This is a genomic window from Cytophagia bacterium CHB2, from assembly GCA_030263535.1.
Classification (GTDB): Bacteria; Zhuqueibacterota; Zhuqueibacteria; order Zhuqueibacterales; family Zhuqueibacteraceae; genus Coneutiohabitans.
Genome location: SZPB01000097.1, coordinates 1 through 19,139, shown reverse-complemented (window position 1 = coordinate 19,139; position 19,139 = coordinate 1). Strand labels below are relative to the sequence as shown.

Annotated in this window: 21 protein-coding genes; 16 read left to right on the top strand and 5 right to left on the bottom strand. The window is 53.7% G+C overall.

The features are described from left to right. The 8 genes from aroA to FBQ85_11515 form a co-directional block, all read left to right on the top strand. Positions 1–1,174 (top strand): 3-phosphoshikimate 1-carboxyvinyltransferase (aroA, locus tag FBQ85_11550; protein MDL1875787.1); only part of this gene is annotated, 1,174 nt, incomplete at its 5' end. Continuing rightward, the gene (gene speD, locus FBQ85_11545; GenBank protein ID MDL1875786.1) at positions 1,171–1,527 is read left to right on the top strand and encodes an adenosylmethionine decarboxylase; all 357 of its coding nucleotides are present in this window, start codon (positions 1,171–1,173) and stop codon (positions 1,525–1,527) included. The genes aroA and speD, both read left to right, overlap by 4 nt. 369 nt (positions 1,528–1,896) lie before the next feature. Continuing rightward, complete coding sequence (locus FBQ85_11540; protein MDL1875785.1) at positions 1,897–2,358, top strand: NfeD family protein; 462 nt, start codon at positions 1,897–1,899, stop codon at positions 2,356–2,358. Positions 2,359–2,391: 33 nt separating this feature from the next. Continuing rightward, a complete protein-coding gene (locus FBQ85_11535) occupies positions 2,392–3,339 on the top strand; it encodes a paraslipin (GenBank protein ID MDL1875784.1) in 948 nt (315 codons plus the stop codon). Between the two features lie 186 nt (positions 3,340–3,525). Further along, positions 3,526–3,963 carry a hypothetical protein gene (locus tag FBQ85_11530; GenBank protein MDL1875783.1) on the top strand — a complete coding sequence of 146 codons (438 nt, stop codon included), beginning with the start codon at positions 3,526–3,528 and terminating at the stop codon, positions 3,961–3,963. After that, positions 3,944–4,465, top strand: coding sequence for a hypothetical protein (locus FBQ85_11525; protein MDL1875782.1), 522 nt, complete (start codon positions 3,944–3,946; stop codon positions 4,463–4,465). Before FBQ85_11530 ends, FBQ85_11525 begins: the two co-directional genes overlap by 20 nt. After that, on the top strand, positions 4,465–5,193 hold the full coding sequence (locus FBQ85_11520; protein MDL1875781.1) for a class I SAM-dependent methyltransferase: 729 nt from the start codon (positions 4,465–4,467) through the stop codon (positions 5,191–5,193). Before FBQ85_11525 ends, FBQ85_11520 begins: the two co-directional genes overlap by 1 nt. A gap of 12 nt (positions 5,194–5,205) precedes the next feature. Then, positions 5,206–6,540, top strand: a complete 1,335-nt coding sequence (locus tag FBQ85_11515) for an alpha-amylase (protein ID MDL1875780.1) — start codon at positions 5,206–5,208, stop codon at positions 6,538–6,540. A gap of 172 nt (positions 6,541–6,712) precedes the next feature. Here FBQ85_11515 and FBQ85_11510 read toward each other — a convergent pair whose 3' ends face one another. From FBQ85_11510 to FBQ85_11490, 5 genes are all read right to left on the bottom strand, one after another. Continuing rightward, positions 6,713–7,153 (bottom strand): hypothetical protein, encoded by a 441-nt coding sequence (locus FBQ85_11510; GenBank protein ID MDL1875779.1) that lies wholly within the window; start codon positions 7,151–7,153, stop codon positions 6,713–6,715. Between the two features lie 36 nt (positions 7,154–7,189). After that, complete coding sequence (locus FBQ85_11505) at positions 7,190–8,074, bottom strand: hypothetical protein (GenBank protein ID MDL1875778.1); 885 nt, start codon at positions 8,072–8,074, stop codon at positions 7,190–7,192. 500 nt (positions 8,075–8,574) lie between these two features. After that, positions 8,575–9,132, bottom strand: coding sequence for a dihydrofolate reductase (locus FBQ85_11500; GenBank protein MDL1875777.1), 558 nt, complete (start codon positions 9,130–9,132; stop codon positions 8,575–8,577). A 115-nt stretch (positions 9,133–9,247) separates the two neighbouring features. Further along, entirely contained in the window at positions 9,248–9,865 is a 618-nt protein-coding gene (locus FBQ85_11495; protein ID MDL1875776.1) for a class I SAM-dependent methyltransferase, read from the bottom strand. Between the two features lie 250 nt (positions 9,866–10,115). After that, a complete protein-coding gene (locus FBQ85_11490; protein MDL1875775.1) occupies positions 10,116–11,111 on the bottom strand; it encodes a dihydrodipicolinate reductase in 996 nt (331 codons plus the stop codon). 247 nt (positions 11,112–11,358) lie between these two features. Here FBQ85_11490 and FBQ85_11485 point away from each other — a divergent pair, with 247 nt between their 5' ends. From FBQ85_11485 to FBQ85_11450, 8 genes are all read left to right on the top strand, one after another. Then, a complete protein-coding gene (locus tag FBQ85_11485) occupies positions 11,359–12,696 on the top strand; it encodes a TolC family protein (protein MDL1875774.1) in 1,338 nt (445 codons plus the stop codon). Positions 12,697–12,739: 43 nt separating this feature from the next. Next, complete coding sequence (locus FBQ85_11480; GenBank protein MDL1875773.1) at positions 12,740–13,630, top strand: efflux RND transporter periplasmic adaptor subunit; 891 nt, start codon at positions 12,740–12,742, stop codon at positions 13,628–13,630. A gap of 1 nt (position 13,631) precedes the next feature. Beyond that, positions 13,632–14,564 carry an ABC transporter ATP-binding protein gene (locus FBQ85_11475; protein MDL1875772.1) on the top strand — a complete coding sequence of 311 codons (933 nt, stop codon included), beginning with the start codon at positions 13,632–13,634 and terminating at the stop codon, positions 14,562–14,564. A 210-nt stretch (positions 14,565–14,774) separates the two neighbouring features. Further along, positions 14,775–15,500, top strand: a complete 726-nt coding sequence (locus FBQ85_11470) for an ABC transporter ATP-binding protein (protein MDL1875771.1) — start codon at positions 14,775–14,777, stop codon at positions 15,498–15,500. 52 nt (positions 15,501–15,552) lie between these two features. Then, positions 15,553–16,653 (top strand): ABC transporter permease, encoded by a 1,101-nt coding sequence (locus FBQ85_11465; protein ID MDL1875770.1) that lies wholly within the window; start codon positions 15,553–15,555, stop codon positions 16,651–16,653. Between the two features lie 154 nt (positions 16,654–16,807). After that, the gene (locus tag FBQ85_11460) at positions 16,808–17,026 is read left to right on the top strand and encodes a hypothetical protein (protein MDL1875769.1); all 219 of its coding nucleotides are present in this window, start codon (positions 16,808–16,810) and stop codon (positions 17,024–17,026) included. A 242-nt stretch (positions 17,027–17,268) separates the two neighbouring features. Then, entirely contained in the window at positions 17,269–18,366 is a 1,098-nt protein-coding gene (locus tag FBQ85_11455) for a GHMP kinase (GenBank protein ID MDL1875768.1), read from the top strand. After that, positions 18,366–19,139 (top strand): nucleotidyltransferase (locus tag FBQ85_11450; protein ID MDL1875767.1); only part of this gene is annotated, 774 nt, incomplete at its 3' end. The genes FBQ85_11455 and FBQ85_11450, both read left to right, overlap by 1 nt.

Genomic DNA, 19,139 nt, shown 5'->3' with positions numbered 1-19,139 from the left:
CGAGAGCCGCATTACCGGCCTCTCGGCGGGCGCGGATGTGCAAAGCACACGGCAATGCTTGCAGCAACTCGGCGTTGCGATTCAAGCTGAAGGCGACAACGTTCTCGTTCATGGAAAGGGATTCACGGGTTTGCGGCCGGCGCCGCAAGCGCTCGACGCGGGAAACTCCGGCACCACGATGCGCTTGCTCAGCGGCATTGTGGCAGGATGCCCCTTCACCACCATGATGCACGGCGACGCCTCGCTCAGCCGCAGGCCGATGAAACGAATCATTGAACCCTTGCAGCGCATGGGCGCGCGCCTCGCAGCGACGCCTGCCGGCACAGCGCCGCTTACGATTCAAGGCGGCAATTTGCAAGGCATGCGTTATGAAATGCCGATTGCCTCGGCGCAGGTAAAAAGCTGTATTCTGTTTGCGGGATTGCAGGCAGAAGGTGAAACGATTGTGATCGAACCGCAGTCAACACGCGATCACAGTGAGCGCATGCTGGCCGCAATGGGCGCGGATTTGTACATTACCGCGAATGCCGTGACGATTCGTCCCGGCCGTTTGCAGCCCGCGACGACTGACGTTCCGGGAGATTTTTCATCAGCGGCATTTTTTATTGCGGCGGCGGCATTACTGCCGCACAGCGACTTGGTCCTGACCAATATCAACTTCAATCCCACGCGCATTGGGTTGTTGCGCGTTATGCAAGAAATGGGGGCGCAAATTGATATTGAAGAGTTGGGGGCCAGCACCGGAGAACCATTGGCGAATCTGCGGGTTCGATACGCTCCATTGCAGGCAACCGCGCTGAACTCGCAACAAATTCCGCAATTGATCGATGAGATTCCGATTTTGGCGGTGCTGGCAACTCAGGCGGAGGGGCAAACGTACATCACAGGCGCACAGGAATTGCGCGTGAAAGAGAGTGATCGTCTTGCCGCGTTGACAAAAAATTTGCAGGCGATGGGAGCGCAGGTCGAAGAACTGCACGACGGTTTGATCATCACCGGCCCAACGCGCTTGCGCGGCGCCGCTATCGACTCGTTTGGCGATCATCGCATCGCCATGGCTTTTGCCATTGCAGGGTTATGCGCCGATTCGGCGACGACGATTTTGCATGCCGACTGCGCGGCGATTTCGTTTCCAGGATTTTTTGAGCTGATTGAAAAGCATTGCGTCTCATGAAACCGTTGGGAATTCACCTGATCATTGATGGCTGGCAGTCGCCCCCGTCTCTGCTCAATGATGCCGATCACATTCGTTTCGCGTTGACGCAAGCCGTGCTTGCCGGCGGGGCGACGCTGATTGAGCTTGCTGTACATCAATTTAACCCACAAGGCCTCACCGCAACCGCTACGCTTGCGGAGTCTCACATGACGATTCACACGTGGCCGGAGCTGGGTTTCTTTGCCGCGGATATTTTTTTCTGCGGCAACGGCGATGCGGAGGCGGCCATGCGCGTATTGCTGGAATGCTTGCAGGCGCAGCAGTCGCGCGTGCGCAAACTCATGCGCGGTGAACCGGTGGACGTGGGATAGCGGCAACAGCGTTAAACATGCCGGGATTTGTAAGGCCTGTATGCCGGCATTGCGGCCTCAGAGAAAATTCTGGCAAACGTCGTGAGGTTTTGTTATCGTTGGCTGCCCGGCAAAAGAGTTTTCCAGGGTTGCTGGCGGCGCAGACACCAAAAGATGAATTTTCGAGAAGCGAAGAAGCCGTTGTATGAATTTGGGCAGCCAGAATCAGTAATCCCAACTGCTCCAGGCCCGGACGAAATATTGCCAGGCTTGAATGCCGAAACACTTTTGCAAAAGCGGCGGCAATTGTTTCTTTCTCGTAGAGAACTCTTGCAAAATGCCCTCGTAAAATACGCCTGAACTTTCAAATAAAATATCAACGGAGGAGTTATGTCGTTCTGGACTGAAGCGGCGGAGCTGGTCTGGTTCGTGGTCGGGCTGGTGCTGGCGCTAGCAGAATTCATCATTCCGGGGTTGGTGATTATTTTTTTCGGCGCGGGGGCGTGGATTACGGCGCTGGCGCTCATGCTCGGCGTGATCCATACGTTCAATGAGCAGCTTATTGTGTTTCTCGTATCGTCCATTGTTTCGCTGGTGTTGTTCCGCAAGCAGGGGCAGCATTATTTTGAAGGCAAAGTTTCCGGCAGGCTGGCGCCGGGAGAATCCATGGAAGATGTGCATGGCAAAAAAGCCCTGGTGATCAGCGCCATCAAACCGAAAGCACTGGGCGGAAAAGTGGAGTACAACGGCACACCCTGGCCCGCGGAAGCAGATATGGATATTGAGCCCGGCACGGTCGTTGAAATTATCAGCCGCAACAATCTCACCCTGAAAGTCAAACCGCTGTCCTGAACCATCAAGTTGCAATTCTCAAAGGAGGAATGGATGTCACTTCAAACCATCATCATCTTGGGGTTGATTCTGTTTGCGCTCGTCACGCTCGCGCGCACGGCGATTGTGGTGCCGCAAAAGACGGTATTTCTGGTCGAGCGTCTGGGGAAATACCATGGCACGCTCGAAGCCGGTTTTCACATTCTGCTGCCGTTTGTGGATCGCGTCGCTTACAAGCATTCGCTGAAAGAGATGGTCATCGATGTGCCGCCGCAAACCTGTATCACCAAAGACAACATTCAGGTGGAAGTCGACGGCGTGCTGTACATGCAAATCATTGATCCCGTCAAGGCCTCATACGGCATCAGTGATTACCGTTTCGCCTCCATTCAGCTTGCGCAAACCACCATGCGCAGTGAAGTCGGCAAGATCGAGCTGGACCGCACCTTCGAAGAGCGGGAGAAAATCAATCATGAGATCGTGAACGCGGTGGACAAAGCGTCGGATCCCTGGGGTATGAAGGTGACGCGCTATGAAGTGAAAAATATCGTGCCTCCTGCCAGCATTCGCGACGCGATGGAAAAGCAAATGCGCGCCGAGCGTGAAAAGCGCGCATTGATCGCGGAGTCCGAGGGCGATAAACAGGCCAAGATCAACCGTGCGGAAGGCGACAAGCAGGAGGCGATTGCGAAATCCGAAGGCGAAAAAATGAAACGCATCAACGAAGCCGAAGGCCGCGCCCAGGAAATTGAACGGGTGGCGTTTGCCACGGCCAAGGGCATCCGGGAAATTGCCAACGCCATCAACGACAAGGGCGGCCTCGATGCCGTGAATTTGCGCATCGCCGAACAATATCTCGGTGAATTCGGCAAATTGGCGCAAAAGAACAACACGCTCATCATCCCGTCGAATCTTTCGGATGTCGGCGGCATGGTCGCGGCGGTCGGAAAAATGTTTACTGCAACGCGCGCCGCCGACGCCGGCGATATGAAGAAAGCCTGAGCATGTTATGCTTGCGGTGAAGAGTTTTGATGTTCTGCATTGACTAGTACACTGTTACCATGATTTCGTGGTCCTGCCCCTTTGTGGGGCATTGTTCCAACCCGCGAATTTATTGGCTGCAATAGCACCCCACAAGGGGGTGGGACTACAAAAAATTAAGGCAACAGTATACTAGGATGCCGCCAATTGCTGCACCTGCTCGGCGTGATTGGCGGCTATCATTTTTTTGAGATGTTCTTACGGATTACTCACGATTCCCCCCAAGCCGGACAAGCCGGAACCAAAGAGAAAAAACTCATCCCGCAAGGGCGGGACGAATTGGCAAAGCTTTTCTTTGCGTACCTTGGCGGCTCTGCATCTCCGCGTGAACTTTTTGCTTTTTTGCAAGGATTTCACTTTAGCGAGACTAACGAAAAAACGGTGACGATATTGCGGAGTGTGTATGGCAAAGCGAGAGTTGTCTCATGGCGCTTGCAGTTATTGTGGGCACGAGACCACAAGCGGGCGGATGAAAAAGCATCTAAGGGGCTGTACAAAACGGCAGGCCGTTATAGCAGCAGCAAACCGCAAGGCCGGCAAGCCCCAGACGCTCTACCATTTGCGTGTGACGGATGCGTATGGTAAAGCCTATTGGCTGGATTTGGAGATGCGCGGCAAAGCGACGCTGGATGATCTTGATTTTTATTTGCGCGAAATTTGGCTGGAATGCTGCGGCCATCTGAGCCAGTTTTCATTAGGCGGCTGGCAGGGTTCAGATATTGACATGAACAAGAAGATCGACGCGGTATTCACGCCCGGCCTTACGCTCACACATATTTATGATTTTGGCGCCTCTTCGGAAACCTTGATCACGGCCGTCGATCTGCGCGAAGGGCATCCCACGACGAAACATCCGATTGCACTGATGGCGCGCAACCTGCAGCCGGAGAGGCAATGTCTCAAATGCAAAGAACCCGCCACCCGGTGGCGCCCGGAATGCCTTTATGAAAATGAGGAAGAAGGAGTTTTTTGCGACAAGCATATCGCAAAGCCTCCTCACGAGGATTACGGCGGACCGGTAGAAATTGTGAACTCCCCGCGCATGGACATGTGTGGTTATAACGGACCGGCTGAGCCGCCCTATTGATGATAGCCTATCGCACGGATCTCGCCTACATTCACCACACCGGTTTTCGCGATTTTGCGCTGCAAGCCGCGCCTGGGCTGTTGGATCTTCTGCGACAACATAAAATCATTGACGGCCTGATTGTGGACCTGGGCTGTGGCAGCGGCATTTGGGCAAAAGAACTTGTGCGCGCCGGATATGAGGCTTGGGGCATTGACATTTCTGCGGCCCTGATCAAGCTTGCGCGCAAACATGCTCCGCAGGCTACGTTCCAGCGCGCCTCATTTCTGGAGGCGCTAATACCGCCGTGCGCAGCGATCACCTCGCTGGGCGAATGCTTCAATTATTTATTTGATGAAAAGAACGGCACAGCGGCCTTGGCGCAGCTTTTTAAGCGATTGTATCGTGCGCTGCGCCCGGGAGGCATTCTGATATTTGACATTCTCGAGCCGGAGCAATGGCGCAACGGCCGGCCCGCCAAGCGCTTTGTCCTCGGCAGAGATTGGGCGGTCTTGGTGCACGTTGAGGAGGACACAAAATCGCATGTTTTAACCCGGCATATCATCGCTTTTCGCAAAGCCGGAAATTTGTATCGCCGCAGCGCAGAAACGCATGTTGTGAAACTGTATCGCCGCGCTGCAATTGCCGCACTCTTGCGCCGCGCCGGTTTCAGCGTGAAAATGTTGCGCGGTTACGGCCAAATGCGTTTCGCGCAAGGCCATGTGGGATTTCTCGCACGCAAACCCTGACAGGAGATTTAAATGGGCGTTATGCTGCAAGCATTTTATTGGGATTGCCCCCGCGTCGAAGGCAAGGAGTTCAAGTGGTGGGAACATATCCGCACTCAAATTCCGGCTTTGGCGCAGGCGGGTTTTACCTCGTTATGGCTGCCGCCCGCGCATAAAGCGGCCAATCTCGGCGGCCCCTCGATGGGCTACGATCCTTACGATTATTATGATCTGGGCGAGTTCGATCAAAAAGGCGGCGTGCCAACCTGGTTTGGAACAAAGCAGGAATTGCTCGCCTTGATCGAAACCGCGCATCAACACCGCATGACGGTGTTGGCCGACATGGTCATCAATCACAACAGCGGTGCAGATGCCACCGAAGTCAATCCCATCACCGGCAAATTGCGCTGGACGCTTTTTCACCCGAAAAGCAAGCGCTTTTTGCGCAATTGGGAATGTTTTCATCCCAACAGGTTTGAATCTTGGGATGAAAACACGTTCGGCGACATGCCGGATCTCTCGCACCGCAATCCCTACGTTTTTGGCGAAATCATCAATCTCGCGCGCTGGCTGGTGGAGGAGATTGGCTTTGATGGATTTCGTTATGATTTTGTGAAAGGCTATGGCGCGGGCACCGTAACCGCGCTTCAGGAATTTCGCTATATGCGCGGCGATCGTTTGCTCAAGCCTTATGGCGTGGCCGAGCATTGGGACAATGCCGGCGCAATCGAGCATTGGGTCAATGTCACCAATTTTTCCAATACCAATCCCGTGGATGCCTTTGATTTTCCGTTGCGAGAGCTGCTCAAATCATTATGCGATCAATACGGTTTCAGTTTGCGCAACCTCATGAGCCGCGACACGCTTTTGCATAGGCAACCGATCACGGCCGTCACCTTTGTCGAGAATCACGATCTGCGCGACGGCGGCCGGCCGATTGTCAACGACAAACTGCTGGCGTACAGTTACATTCTCACGCACGAAGGTTATCCCTGCGTCTTTTGGAAAGATTATTTCAATGAGGGTTTGGCAGGCGCCGGCACACCGCACGGCCTTGCCGGATTGATGCAGGCGCAGCGCGCGTATGCCGGCGGCGGAACACAGGTGTTGTACGTGGAGGATGATTTGTATATGATGCAACGCCTCGGACATGAGGGGAAGCCAGGCTTGATTTACGTGCTCAACAACCGCGGCGACGGGTGGCGCGGAGCCTGGGTTACAACGCAGTGGCGGAATGCCCGCTTTGTGCCGTTAGCTTGGTGGAGCAAAACCGATTTGGGCCGTCCAGAAGACCAATCATCCGCGGCGGATGGGCGTGCGCAGTTTTATGCGCCTCCGCGCGGCTATGCTGTGTATGTTTTAGCATAAAAGCCCGCGACGATTTTCTTCAAGCCGAAACCCGGCGCTCAGCTAAAAAAACGCCCACAAAATCGAACTCCCACAAGAAAAAGCAAAAGCCTTTTCAGTGGGAGTTCTTTTTTAAGGGCGAGACGCTTTCCGTTCTACTGCAAATGAATTCAACACATTTTGAAGAATGAATCTACGGCTCGTGTTTGAGATTGCGCAGCGCGAGCGTGAATTCACCGTTCGCGGTGTTGGCGCTGTAACCGAACAGGATGCGCTCCGGATAGCCGTGTTCTGGATTATAGTTGACCTCCAGCTTTTCCGGGTGTTGCGCGCGCAGTTTCTCGATCCAGTCGAAAATTTGCTCGACACTCATGATTTCCGACGTCAGCGGCAGTTTCTCCCCGTTTAACCCCAACACCTCACTCACCCGGCGGTTTTTAACGATCACTTTATACCAATGCGGCGCCCGGCAGAAGCACAGGTGTTCCTGTTCAATACTGTAATTGCTCAAGCGCAGCGACTGCCAGCGTTCATGAGGGTTTACCATGCCGCTCAAGTTTTGCAACAAGCTTTCCGTATGATCACACGCCAGCGGCAACAAGCTAACAAATATTATTGCGATCATCCTTTTCATAGATCATCCTCAATATTTATTGCAAAGGCCTCTTTGCTATCTCTGGATTCGCAACTCTCGCAACGCCGTCATTCCGCCCGGCGAGGCAACCAGTTGCGCACCGATAAAATACGCGCCTTCCAACTGTTCACCGTTGTTGCCTTTGCCGTCCCAAGTGACGGAGTATTGCAGGGCCTCGCCCGGTGCAAGCGTGGTGTTTTCCACAATCGCAATGAAGGCCTTTTCGAATGACCAATGCCAGGCCGGTTCGGGCAACTGAAGTTGCATCTGCGGCGCCAGCGTCAACGTGGCTGCCGGGAATGCAAAGAAATCGAATTTCTGCCCGCCGGTGTTCAAGGGCAGCGGCTGCGAGGTGTTGTTCGCGGCGGTCAAGGTCAACGTTACGCTTTCACCGGCTTGCAAAAGCTCGCGATCGAGCGCAAGCTCCAGCATCAACGCACTCGCGGAAAGCTTCTCCGCCACTTCCGTCAAACGCGCAATCACCGCGCGCAAGTTTGCCGGCGCTTCGAGATTATCCGTGATTACGCGCTTGCTGCTGCCGGCAAAATTGAAGTACACGTCATAATTAAACGCATCTGCGGTGTTTTCCTGCACGTAACGATCATTCAAATGCAAAAAATCATTCTGCAAAAAAAGCGTGACGAGACTGCCGAATTCCTCGGCCGTCAGCGCCGCTGCGATTTGGCCGCCGCCGCGCTGGGCATCGACGAAGCGTGCATAGCCATTGGCGTCAATCGTCAAATTCTGATAAATTCCAGCAAGCCCGCCTGTGATTTCCATTGCAATGGCCGTTTCGCCGGAGGGCTTGAAAACAGAATCGGTTTGCTTATTCTCAGTTGCTTCAAAAAGATTACTTCTGCCGCAGCCGGACATGACGAATGCGCTTATCAAAATTGCGGCGCTGATGATGCGAACGTTCATGGCATTTTTCCTTTTATGCTAATGTGTTTTGAGATGACATGTTTTTGAAATTCCGGCCGATTGCAAATTGTCGCAGCCGGCTTGTCACGGCTATCCCCAACGCAAGCGCAATGCCATAAGCGCTTCAGCGATAAATATCTTTTAGAATCAATGATTTACCGAAAGGTGGGCAGGCTTAATACTAATCGGATCTCTCAGAAAGCTGTGGGGGTGTGCAAAAATTTGAATGATTTTAGAATTTAGAGACGGGAAAGCAGGGAAGCTCTTCGAGCAGCTTTGAGAACTTCGCCCACAAAAGCAGAACTGCCACAGAAAGAAAAAAGCTTTTCAATGGGATTTCATTTTAGCGGGCGAAACACTTTTAGAATCTTATTCTACTTTGAAAAGCCAATCCCTTAAGGTTTTAACACGAGCGGTATTCTAATGCCTACACCGGTAGGACAGCCGTTCAATGTACGTTGTTGGAATTTGTTCAGTCTCCAAACATGATTTTCGCGCATCTATTTTCGCGCTCGCACCTCATACCGCAACTCTGCGAAGCCGTCGCCAAACTTTTGGACCGAAACGAGCCTGAGTGAGGGCGAAAGAATCTGGCGTGGAAGCAGTTGCTTGCCGGCGCCCAGCGTGACTGAGCCAACTTGCACGATGATCTCATCGAGCAGGCCGGCGTCATAGAACTGCCCAACAAGATCGCCGCCGCCGACCAGCCAGATATTTTTGCCGTTCGCAGCAGTTCGCATTTGCTCATGCACGGGGCGAACCTCGCCTTTCACAAACCGAATGTCCGCATTGGGCACGCGCGGAAGCTCGCGATGAGAGAAAACCCAGGTTGGCTGCTGATACGGCCATTCGCCCAGAGTTGCCGAATCTGGCTTGAGCACGTGCCGCAACATCCACTCATACGTCGCCGAGCCCATGGCCAGGGCGCCGATCTCTTTAATAAACTCCGGGTAGCTCGTTTCCTCGATATCGCCGAGCGAAAACAGCCACTCCAGCGAGTCGTCCGTCGTCGCGATGAAGCCGTCAAGGCTGGTTGCGGTGTAGTATTGGGTTCGCATGGTTTTGTAATCCTGATTTGAATACCGACGACTTTTTCAAGATTCGAATTTCAGGAGAGTTAATTGCCCTAACACTCAAGCTCACCGGCGCGGCTGGCCGGATTCGACGCCCGGCTTAACCGCGTTCAGTATCGCGCATGTTCGTCTTTTGTCCAATGAAAACCACATGCTCTTCCGGATATTGATCGCGATCCATAAGAATACACCGGCATCCATTCTCTTGCATGATTTTCAAGTATTCCTCTTCAGCCAGCGAGCTGTAATAGAACTCTTTGCCGCACATCTGCCCGGTAATCTCCCCATCTATGCCGCCCGCCGTAAACAGTATGACGCCCCCGCCGCAGAGCGCGTTACACAATTTTTTGATCACATGGCTTTGTTCAGCATAAGGGAGGTGAAACAGGCTATCCCAGGCAATGATCGCATCGTACTGCTGCTGGGGCTGCCATGCGCAAACCTCCACGTGCATAAAATGCGAGTCCGGGTGGCGCGTTCTGGCGTAAGCGATCATTGCTTGAGATACATCGATCCCGGTGACCTGAAATCCTGCTTTTTCCAACGCCGCGATCATTCTCCCACCACTGCCGCAGCCGGCATCGAGAGCATTCCGTTGGTTAACGCAGAGTCTGATAGCCCGGTCGAGAAAATGAATGCCCGCCAGTGATTGGCATTGTTGATCATTCCACCAACTGGCGATGCTGTCGTAGAGGCGGCCTGTTTCTGTGGGCTTCATTTTTTTAAAGGACTGACAACTGCTTGTTGGGCGCTAAAATCGCAGCCTCTTAAATTACTTCTTCGTTTCTCAAAAACGCCAAAGAACACGAATTTCTTACTGACAATCGCGAATTGACTTGACACATTTTAGCCAGTAAAATCAAGGCTATTCTTGTCAAGGTAAATACCGAACATGAGTAGATTCGTGTTTATTGGCGTTCATTCGCGGTTTGAGATATGTTAAAGTTATTCGAAGATTGTGCTTGCCTTCACAAAAAAGCATAAGGCACCGGCAAATCCATCACGGTGCGCAAGCCGGGCGCCGTTTGCATAATCCGGGGAATAGTATTCACCAATGCGCCAATCGTCCCGGTATCGCCGAAGATGCCGCCAACGATGTTCATGTACAACGGCGGATCGCCGCTGATCTCCACGCGATCAAACGTCTCTTTCTGCCCTACGGACATTTGCCAATCAAACACCAATAAATCTTTTGCGCCTTGTTTGCATTTCAATGTTTGATGAATGCCGGTAACCTGGCCTTTTTCCACCGTGAGATAAGGCGTTTTCACCCGTTTCGTGGCCAATACCGGTTTGAGCGATTCCGCGAATTTGTCCGCGTGCCACCCCAGCCTTTGGAGAATCGTAGCTGCCGATTCGTGCAAGCCGATATGGCCAAAACCGCCGGCCGCAACTTTTGCCTTGAATTGTGCGCGCGTCAGGCCGGCGCCGATTTTTTGTTGGAAGGGCAGGCGGCGCTTGCTGGCATCGGCCACGCGCGTGATTTTGATCGCCTTCACACTCGTGCAAACGCTGGTGAGCGTAAGCGGCAGAATATCCATCGCAAAGCCAGGATTGACGCCGGTGGCAACCACCGCAACGTGATGCTGCCGCGCCAGTTGATCCAGGCGTGCGCAAAACGCCGGATCGCGCTCAAATGGATAAAACAATTCTTCCGTTGAGGAAACGATATGCGCGCCGGCGCGAATGATCAGCGCTAATTGTTCCTCCACCCGGCTGAGAAACGAACTGGTTGTGTGCACCACCACTTGCGGCCGCCATTCGGCCAATGCCGCCGCGGCATCGCTGCGCACGAACACGCCGAGATTCTGCTTCAAGCCGCAAACCTCGCCGACATCGCGCCCGGCTTTGGCGGGATCGATATCAATTGCGCCCACCAGCTCTGCCCCGGATTTCTGCAATAACGCTTTCACACACGCCTGCCCAATCGGGCCGAGGCCGAATTGCGCCACACGAATGGCCATGAATCTTTCCTTCCTGCTCGTTTAAATTGGTTGTATTTGGTTTTTAAATTTTGCGACGCAAAGTAACCAGCAAAACCGGCAAAAGCAAGATGCGCGCGTCGCTTCTGCCATTTTGTAAATCGTCGCAGCCGGTTAAAGAGAAAGTACTTGACTCAGCAATCTCCCTTTTGTATTTAGTGGGTGTCTGAAAACACCGCCCGGGCAGTTTTTCGGATGGGCGCTTTCGACTGGCTTCGAGTGGAGGAAGATGCAAGAAATGATGAGGCGAGGAGGAATGAAAAAATACGTTTTGGTGCTTGCCCTTTTGTTTTGGGGGAATCGTGTTTCCGCACAAACGCCGTTAGGACTGGAGGAGGCCCTGCGGCTGGCCGAACAGAACAATCTTCAAATTAAACAACAACAACAGCGCGAAGCGAATGCACGTCTGGAGGTCGATATCCGCCGCGGCCAGCGCTTGCCCAGCCTTGATTTCATCGGCGCAACCTCGTACACCGATGAACTCGCGCGCTTCGACTTGCCTCAAACACTCACGGGCGGCCGGCTCATCCGCATCGAGTTGGGCGGCCATGATCGCACCGATCTCAGCCTGGGCGTGCGCCAGCCGTTGTTCACCGGCGGGCGGTTGAGCACGCAAGTGGCGTTGGCGCAAAACGCGCTCGCTTCCGAACAAACGCGCCGCGAGCTTCTGCAGCAGCAAACGGCATATTATGTCCATCAGTTGTTTTATCAAGCGCAAGCGCTCAAACAACAGCGCAAGATTCAAGAGGCGAGCCGCCGGCGCCTGGAAGTGCAGCTTGATCAAACGCGCAGCCTGTTTCGCGCGGCGCAAGTGATGGCGTTCGATACCTTGCAAGTTTACAATCAAACGCTGCAACTCGATATTGAAACCGAACAGAATCAGCGCGACCAGCGCCTACTCGACTTGCAAATGGCGCGCACACTCGATTTGCCGGAAGTCCGGCCGATTGCAGAAGCAACGTTGAACAAGCCTGTCGCGAGCTATCCCAATTTGGACAGCTTGAAGCAGGCTGCGTTGCAACATCGTCCGGAACTGGCCGGTGTGCGACTCGGGCTAAGCGCGGCACAACTGAGCCGCAAACTGGCAATCGCGGCGTATTATCCCAATCTCAACGCCGAAGCAAGTTATCATTACGCTAAGCCCGGGCTTAATCAGGTGGCAAACGAGTGGATGCGTTACGGCGTGATCGGTGTAAATCTGCAATGGAATCTCTGGCGCGGCCGGCAGGATCGCCATCGCGCACAGCAGGCCGAAGCGGAATTTGCGCGCTTGACGCTGCAAGAGCGTGAGTTGTTGCGCAGCATAACTTATGAAGTCGAACGTGGTTGGGAAAACTTGAAATTTACCGGCCGGCAAATCGCGCTGGCGGAGCAGTTGCTGGCGCAGCAGCAAGAACGCTATCGCATCGTGGCGGCGCAACAGCGCGAAGGCGTGGCCAGCACCAATGACGCCGTCGTGGCGGAAAACGATCTGCGCCAGGCGGAACTGCAACTGCAACGCGCACTGGTACAGTATTATTTTTCGCAAAGCGAGTTGCGGCTGGCGACCGGCAGCATCGCGGAGTGAGTGACGATTTCGGATTGCGAATTGTGGACTGCGGGAGCATGATATGAAAAAAGAGTTTGCGGCTTTTTTGCTGGTTTCAGCGTGGTTGTGCAATTGCAATAATAATGATGATTCGGTGTTTCAGGCCAGTGTGATCGTGGAAGGCACGGCCATCAAAGTCTCGGCGCAAACCGGCGGCTATTTATTGCAGGTGAATTGCGAAGAAGGCGAACACGTTCAAAGCGGTCAAACATTGGCTGTAGTTGATGCCGAAAAGCCCGGCTATCAGCTCGAACAGGTGCAGGCCGGACTTGATGAACTGGCCGCGCAACGCCGTATTGCAACGGCGAGCGTGCGGCGCGCGCAAGAAGATTATGATCATGCCAAAACCAAGCATGAACGCTATCGCGAGTTGTTTCAACAAAACGCGGCTTCGCAACAAGTGCTGGATGATTTGAAGCTCAATTATGATCGCGCCAAAACCGCGCTGGAAACCGCGCAGCAAAACTTGCAAACGCTGAACAGCCGGGAAAAAAGCCTGGCAGCCCAGGGCAAACTCTTGCAGCGCCAGATCAATGACGCCACGATTACCGCCCCGATTGCCGGAACGATCACGACGCGCTATTACGATCAAGGCGAAATCATTCCACTCAACGCGCCGTTTGTGGAGATTATCGATCTCTCCAAAATGTGGGCGAAGGTTTATGTCTCTGAAACGTTTTTGCCCAGGATCAAAATCGGCCAGCCTGCGGAAATCAAAATCGACGGCGTGGAACAAAGCCGGAGCGGTGTGGTCAGTTGGATCAGCGCCAAAGCCGAATTCACACCGAAGAACATTCTGACGCAAGAAAGCCGCACGGCGCTGGTTTATGCCGTGAAAATCACCGTCGATAATCCTGAACAAATCTTGAAGCACGGCATGCCGGTGTCGATCACGCTGCTTCCCAGCATGTAATATGGCTGAAATGATTACCATTAAAAATTTCAGCAAGAGCTACGGCAACATTCGCGCGGTGGAAAATCTCTCGCTGGAGGTGCAGCGCGGTGAATTGTTCGGCTTGATCGGCCCGGACGGCGCCGGCAAAACCACGACCATGCGCACGCTCTGCACCCTGCTCACGCCGGACGCCGGCGAGATGCATCTTTCCGGCTACGAGGTGCGCCGGGAAGTGGCGCAGATTCGCGCCATTCTCGGTTACATGCCACAGCGGTTTTCGCTTTATCCCGATCTCTCCGTCGAACAGAATTTACGCTTCTTTGCGGATTTGTTTGGCGTGCCGGCTGCGGAGCGCGAAAAGCGCTTGCCGCAATTGTATCATTTCAGCAAGCTGGAACCGTTCAAAAACCGCCTGGCCAAACAACTTTCGGGCGGCATGAAGCAAAAGCTCGCGCTTTCCTGCACCTTAATTCACACGCCGCCAATTTTGATTCTGGACGAGCCTACGACCGGCGTCGATCCCGTTTCGCGCCGCGAGTTTTGGGAAATCTTGCAGCGCATGCGCGACGAGGGTGTGACGATTCTGGTGTCAACGCCTTACATGGATGAAGCGCTGTTGTGCAACCGTGTCGCGTTCATGCACAAAGGCCGTTTGCTCGCTCTCGATGTGCCGGGCGTGATTCACCGCCATTTCCCCTATGCCCTTTATGAAGTCGCAACCGACAATCCCCAGCTTTTGGTTTCTTATTTCAAAAATAATTCTGAGTGCCGATCCGTGCAAATTTTCGGAGATCGGTTGCACGTTAGCTTTGCCGCGCCATTGCCAGAAAGTAAAATCACTGAGTTGGTTGCAGCCGCGCCGCAGCCCATCAAACAGATGCGGGCGATCACGCCGGGAATTGAAGATACGTTTATGGAATTGATGAAGAATCAATCTTCGCTGAGGGCTTAACGCTTTTTCTTGATAAATTCGATGGCATTATCTCTCGCAGCGTGCGCAGAAAAAAGAACAAAAGCCGGGCCACGGATGGAAACAGATTTTCACGGATATTCTGTTTTGGCCGTATCCGTGCAAATCCGTGTCCATCTGTGGCTAAAAAGTTTCTCGTCTCTGTTAGTCTCGCCCGGGCAGCATTAGCTGACTTTGAAAGACGAAACATTTATGTCTGCATACACCGTTGAAACCGAAAATCTCACCAAGCGTTTCGGCAAATTTGTAGCCGTGAAGAATCTCAACCTGGCGGTGCATGCCGGCGAGATTTTCGGCTTTCTGGGCGCGAACGGCGCCGGTAAAACCACGGCCATTCGCATGCTCTGTGGTTTATTGCTGCCGACTTCCGGCCGCGGCAGTGTTGCCGGATTCGACATTTTCAAGCAGAACGAAAAAATCAAGCAGCGCATCGGCTACATGAGCCAGAAATTTTCCTTGTATGATGATTTGACCATCGCCGAAAACATCGAGTTCTTTGGCGGCGTGTACGGTTTGCCGCGGGCGGATTTGCTCGCCAAGCGCGCGCAACTGTTGCGCGAATTGGATTTGATGCAACAAGCCGGCATGATCACCCGCGCGCTGCCGCTCGGGTACAAACAGCGGCTGGCCTTGAGTTGTGCGTTGCTGCATGATCCGCCCATCATTTTTCTCGACGAGCCCACCGGTGGGGTTGATCCCGAAGCGCGCCGCAATTTTTGGGATTTGATTTATCACATGGCGCTAAACGGCAAGACGATTTTCGTGACCACGCATTACATGGACGAAGCCGAATACTGCAATCGCGTCTCCATCATGTATCAAGGCGAAATTATTGCGCTCGGCTCGCCGCAGGCCTTGAAACAGCACTATCAAAAAGCTTCGATGCAGGACGTGTTCATTCACTTGGTGGACAGATGAAAATAAGGAGACGTAAGGCGTAAACGATAAAATTACGGATTACGGAGTACACATGCCCTCTCGCATACCTGCCATCATCCGCAAGGAAGTTATTCATATCCGACGCGATTTCCGCACGCTGATCATCGTTTTCGCCATGCCGGTGCTGATGCTGTTGATGTACGGCTATGCCATTACCATGGAAATTCAGAATATTGAAGTGGCCGTGCTCGACCATTCCCAAACGCCGCAAAGCCGCGAGCTGGCAGCAGCGTTTGCCGGCAGCAAGTTCTTCACCGTGCGGAATTTTGCGAACGGTGAAGCGCAGGTGGAAAAATTGTTTCAACAGCGGCAGGCGAAGCTTGTGCTCATTATTCCGCACGATTTTGCCGAGAGCCTGATCAAGCCCGTTGCGCCGACGGTGCAACTGTTGATCGATGCCAGCGATTCGAACACCGCGCAGGGCATTCGCAACTACGCTGTGACGGCCTTGCAGATGTACAATGCTGAGCGCGGTGTGAGCTTGCCGTTCGAGGTGCGGGCAACGATTCAATACAACCCCGCCTTGAAAAGCACTTATTTTTTCGTGCCGGCGCTGGCGGCCTTGATTCTCATGATGATTTCGGCGCTGCTGACCAGTGTCACGATCGCGCGCGAGAAAGAAACCGGCACGATGGAACAGATTCTCGTCTCGCCGGTGCGGCCGTTTGAAATCATTATCGGCAAAGTTGTGCCGTACATTTTTCTGGCGTTCATAGACGGCATTATCATTTTGCTGGTGGCGCGCTTTTGGTTCAAGGTGCCGATTGTCGGGAGCCTTACATTGATTTTGGGCGCTTCGCTGCTGTTTGTGTTTGTCGCGCTCGCCCTGGGTTTGTTCGTTTCCACTGGCGCGAAGACGCAGCAAGTCGCGATGATGGCGGCGTTGATTTCTTCGTTGCTGCCGACGGTGATGTTGTCCGGGTTCATTTTTCCGATTGCCAGCCTGCCCAAGTTGCTCCAACTCGTGACGTATATTGTGCCCGCCCGCTATTTCCTGCCCATCATTCGCGGCGTGATGTTGAAGGGCAACACGCTCGTGGAAATTTGGACGCTGCTGCTCGCGCTGGCCGGCTTCGGCATTTTTTTGCTGCTCGTGAGCGCGCGCAAGTTCAAGATGACGCTGGAAGGATAGCGTGTCAGGCAAACATCTACGCCGGGAAGAAACTCGTTGTGGTTGAATTTTTCCTCACCGGAGAAATTAAAATTTCATCTGCACCGCATTTTTTGTAGGAGATTTTATCGCCTTCCCGTGTCCATTGCAATAGGACACAATCAAGGAGGCGATTATGCCAAATACTTCCCACGAAAAATGCCTGTGCAGTTACGAATTTGCATCTTATCTGGCCGGAACCGTTTATGGCGGTGAAAAGGCGCGTATTCGCAAACATCTCAATCAATGCAATGCCTGCTTTGAGCTTTATATCAGCACGTTCAATCAATCGCATGAAGATTGGACCAATCAATCTACGGCCTTTTCGTTTACCACAGCGTTCGCACTTTCCTAAACTTCTCTCCTCTCAGGCATCGCCTTGCGCGCCAGATTTGGCGCGAAAATGTGTCGCGTAAGGCTACGCCGTTCTTCAGCGACTTGCTTTTCTCCTGTTCCATAAACATATTCAACCCAACCATTTTTTAGCTCACGCCGAGAGCGCGGGGATCGCAAAGTTTGTGACTTTCCCTGCATGCTTCGCGAGAAAAAATATGTCATCGAAAAACAATCGAAACTCACGGCGATATTCGCACTTTCATGACAGCGCCAACTTTTTTCATACGTGTCTCCACGCCCGGACGCATCTGCCTGTTCGGCGAGCATCAGGATTATCTGCATTTGCCGGTGATTCCGTGCGCCATCTCACGGCGCATCACCATTGCCGGCAAGCTGCGTGATGATGCGCGTGTGCATCTCGCCATGCCGGATATTCAATCTGAATTGACTTTTGCGCTTTCACCGCCGTTAGTTTATCAAAACCAGCGGGATTATTTCCGTAGTACCGTCAATCTCTTGCGCCGGGAAGGCTTCACGTTTTCACGCGGATTCGACGGCCTCGTGCGCGGTGAGATTCCGATTAATTCCGGCACCTCCAGCTCCTCTGCGCTGGTGGTAACATGGGTGAATGTGTTGGCGCGGTTGAGCGACCAACAACGCATACTCGCGCCCGAGGAAAGCGCGCGTTTGGCGCATGCCGCCGAAGTGCTGGAATTCCACGAACCGGGCGGCATGATGGATCATTATGCCACGGCCTGCGGCGGCGTCTTGTCGCTGCGCTTTCATCCCGAACTGCAAATCGAACGGCTCGCGCCAGCGTTGCACGCCTTCGTGCTCGGCGATTCCGGCGAGCCTAAAGATACCACGGGAATTTTGCGGCGCGTGAAGTATGGCGTGCTCGATATTGTACAACAACTCAGCCGGCGCCATCCTGATTTTTCGCTGTACACCCTGGCGCAGGAAGATTTGCCGCGTTATGCCAGCGAATTGAATGCCGACCAAAAATTCTTGCTGCAAGGAACGCTGCGCAATCGCGATCTCACCGCGGAAGCGTTGGCCTTGTTGCGCCAACCGGCGCTCGACCATCACCGCCTCGGCGCATTGCTGAACGACTGTCAAGCGGTGCTGCGCGACAATCTGCGCATCTCAACGCCCAAGATCGATCGCATGCTCGAAGCGGCGTTGCACGCGGGCGCATACGGCGGCAAAATCAACGGCTCGGGCGGCGGCGGGTGCATGTTCGTTTATGCGCCGGAACGCACGGCGCACGTGGCTGCGGCCATCGCGGATGCCGGCGGCAAAGCTTATATTGTTTATGTCGATGAAGGCACGCGTTTCGAATCTGCAGAGGAGGTTTGATGCAACCGAATATCGTCATACTCGCCGGCGGCATATCGTCACGCATGAAAAAAGCTGCGCCGGCTTCCGTGTCTCTCGATCCGGCCTGGCGCCGCGACGCCGAAGAGAAAGCAAAAACGATGATTGGCGTCGGCAGCGGGTCCCGCCCGTTTCTGGATTACCTGCTGTACAATGTGTCGTCCGCGGGTTATCGCGATGCCGTTATCGTCATCGGCGAGAACGATGAATCCATTCGTGCTTATTATGACGCTGGCGGCTCGCAGCAATTTAAAAACTTGAGCATCAGCTATGCGGTTCAGCCCATTCCGCCGGGCCGCGATAAGCCGCTGGGCACGGCGGATGCGCTGTGGCACGGCCTGCGGGCAAAGCGCGATTGGCACGGACAAGCGTTCACCGTGTGCAACAGCGATAATCTTTACTCCGTTGCTGCTTTGCAAACGCTGCTGCACGACATGCATGACAATGCGCTGATTGATTACGATCGTTCCGCGTTGCAATTCACGCAAAGCCGCATCGAGCAATTTGCAGTCATTCAAAAGGACGCCGAGGGATTTCTGCAAAACATTATTGAAAAACCCTCAGCGGAGGAAATCGCGCAGGCGGCGGAGAGCGACGGCCGCATCGGTGTGAGCATGAACATTTTTCGTCTGTCGGACGATCAAATTTTTCCGTGGGTGGAAGCCGCCCCGCTGCATCCGGTGCGGCGGGAAAAAGAGTTGCCGGCAGCCGTGCAAATGATGATAGCGCAATCGCCGCGCGCGGTGTTCGCCATT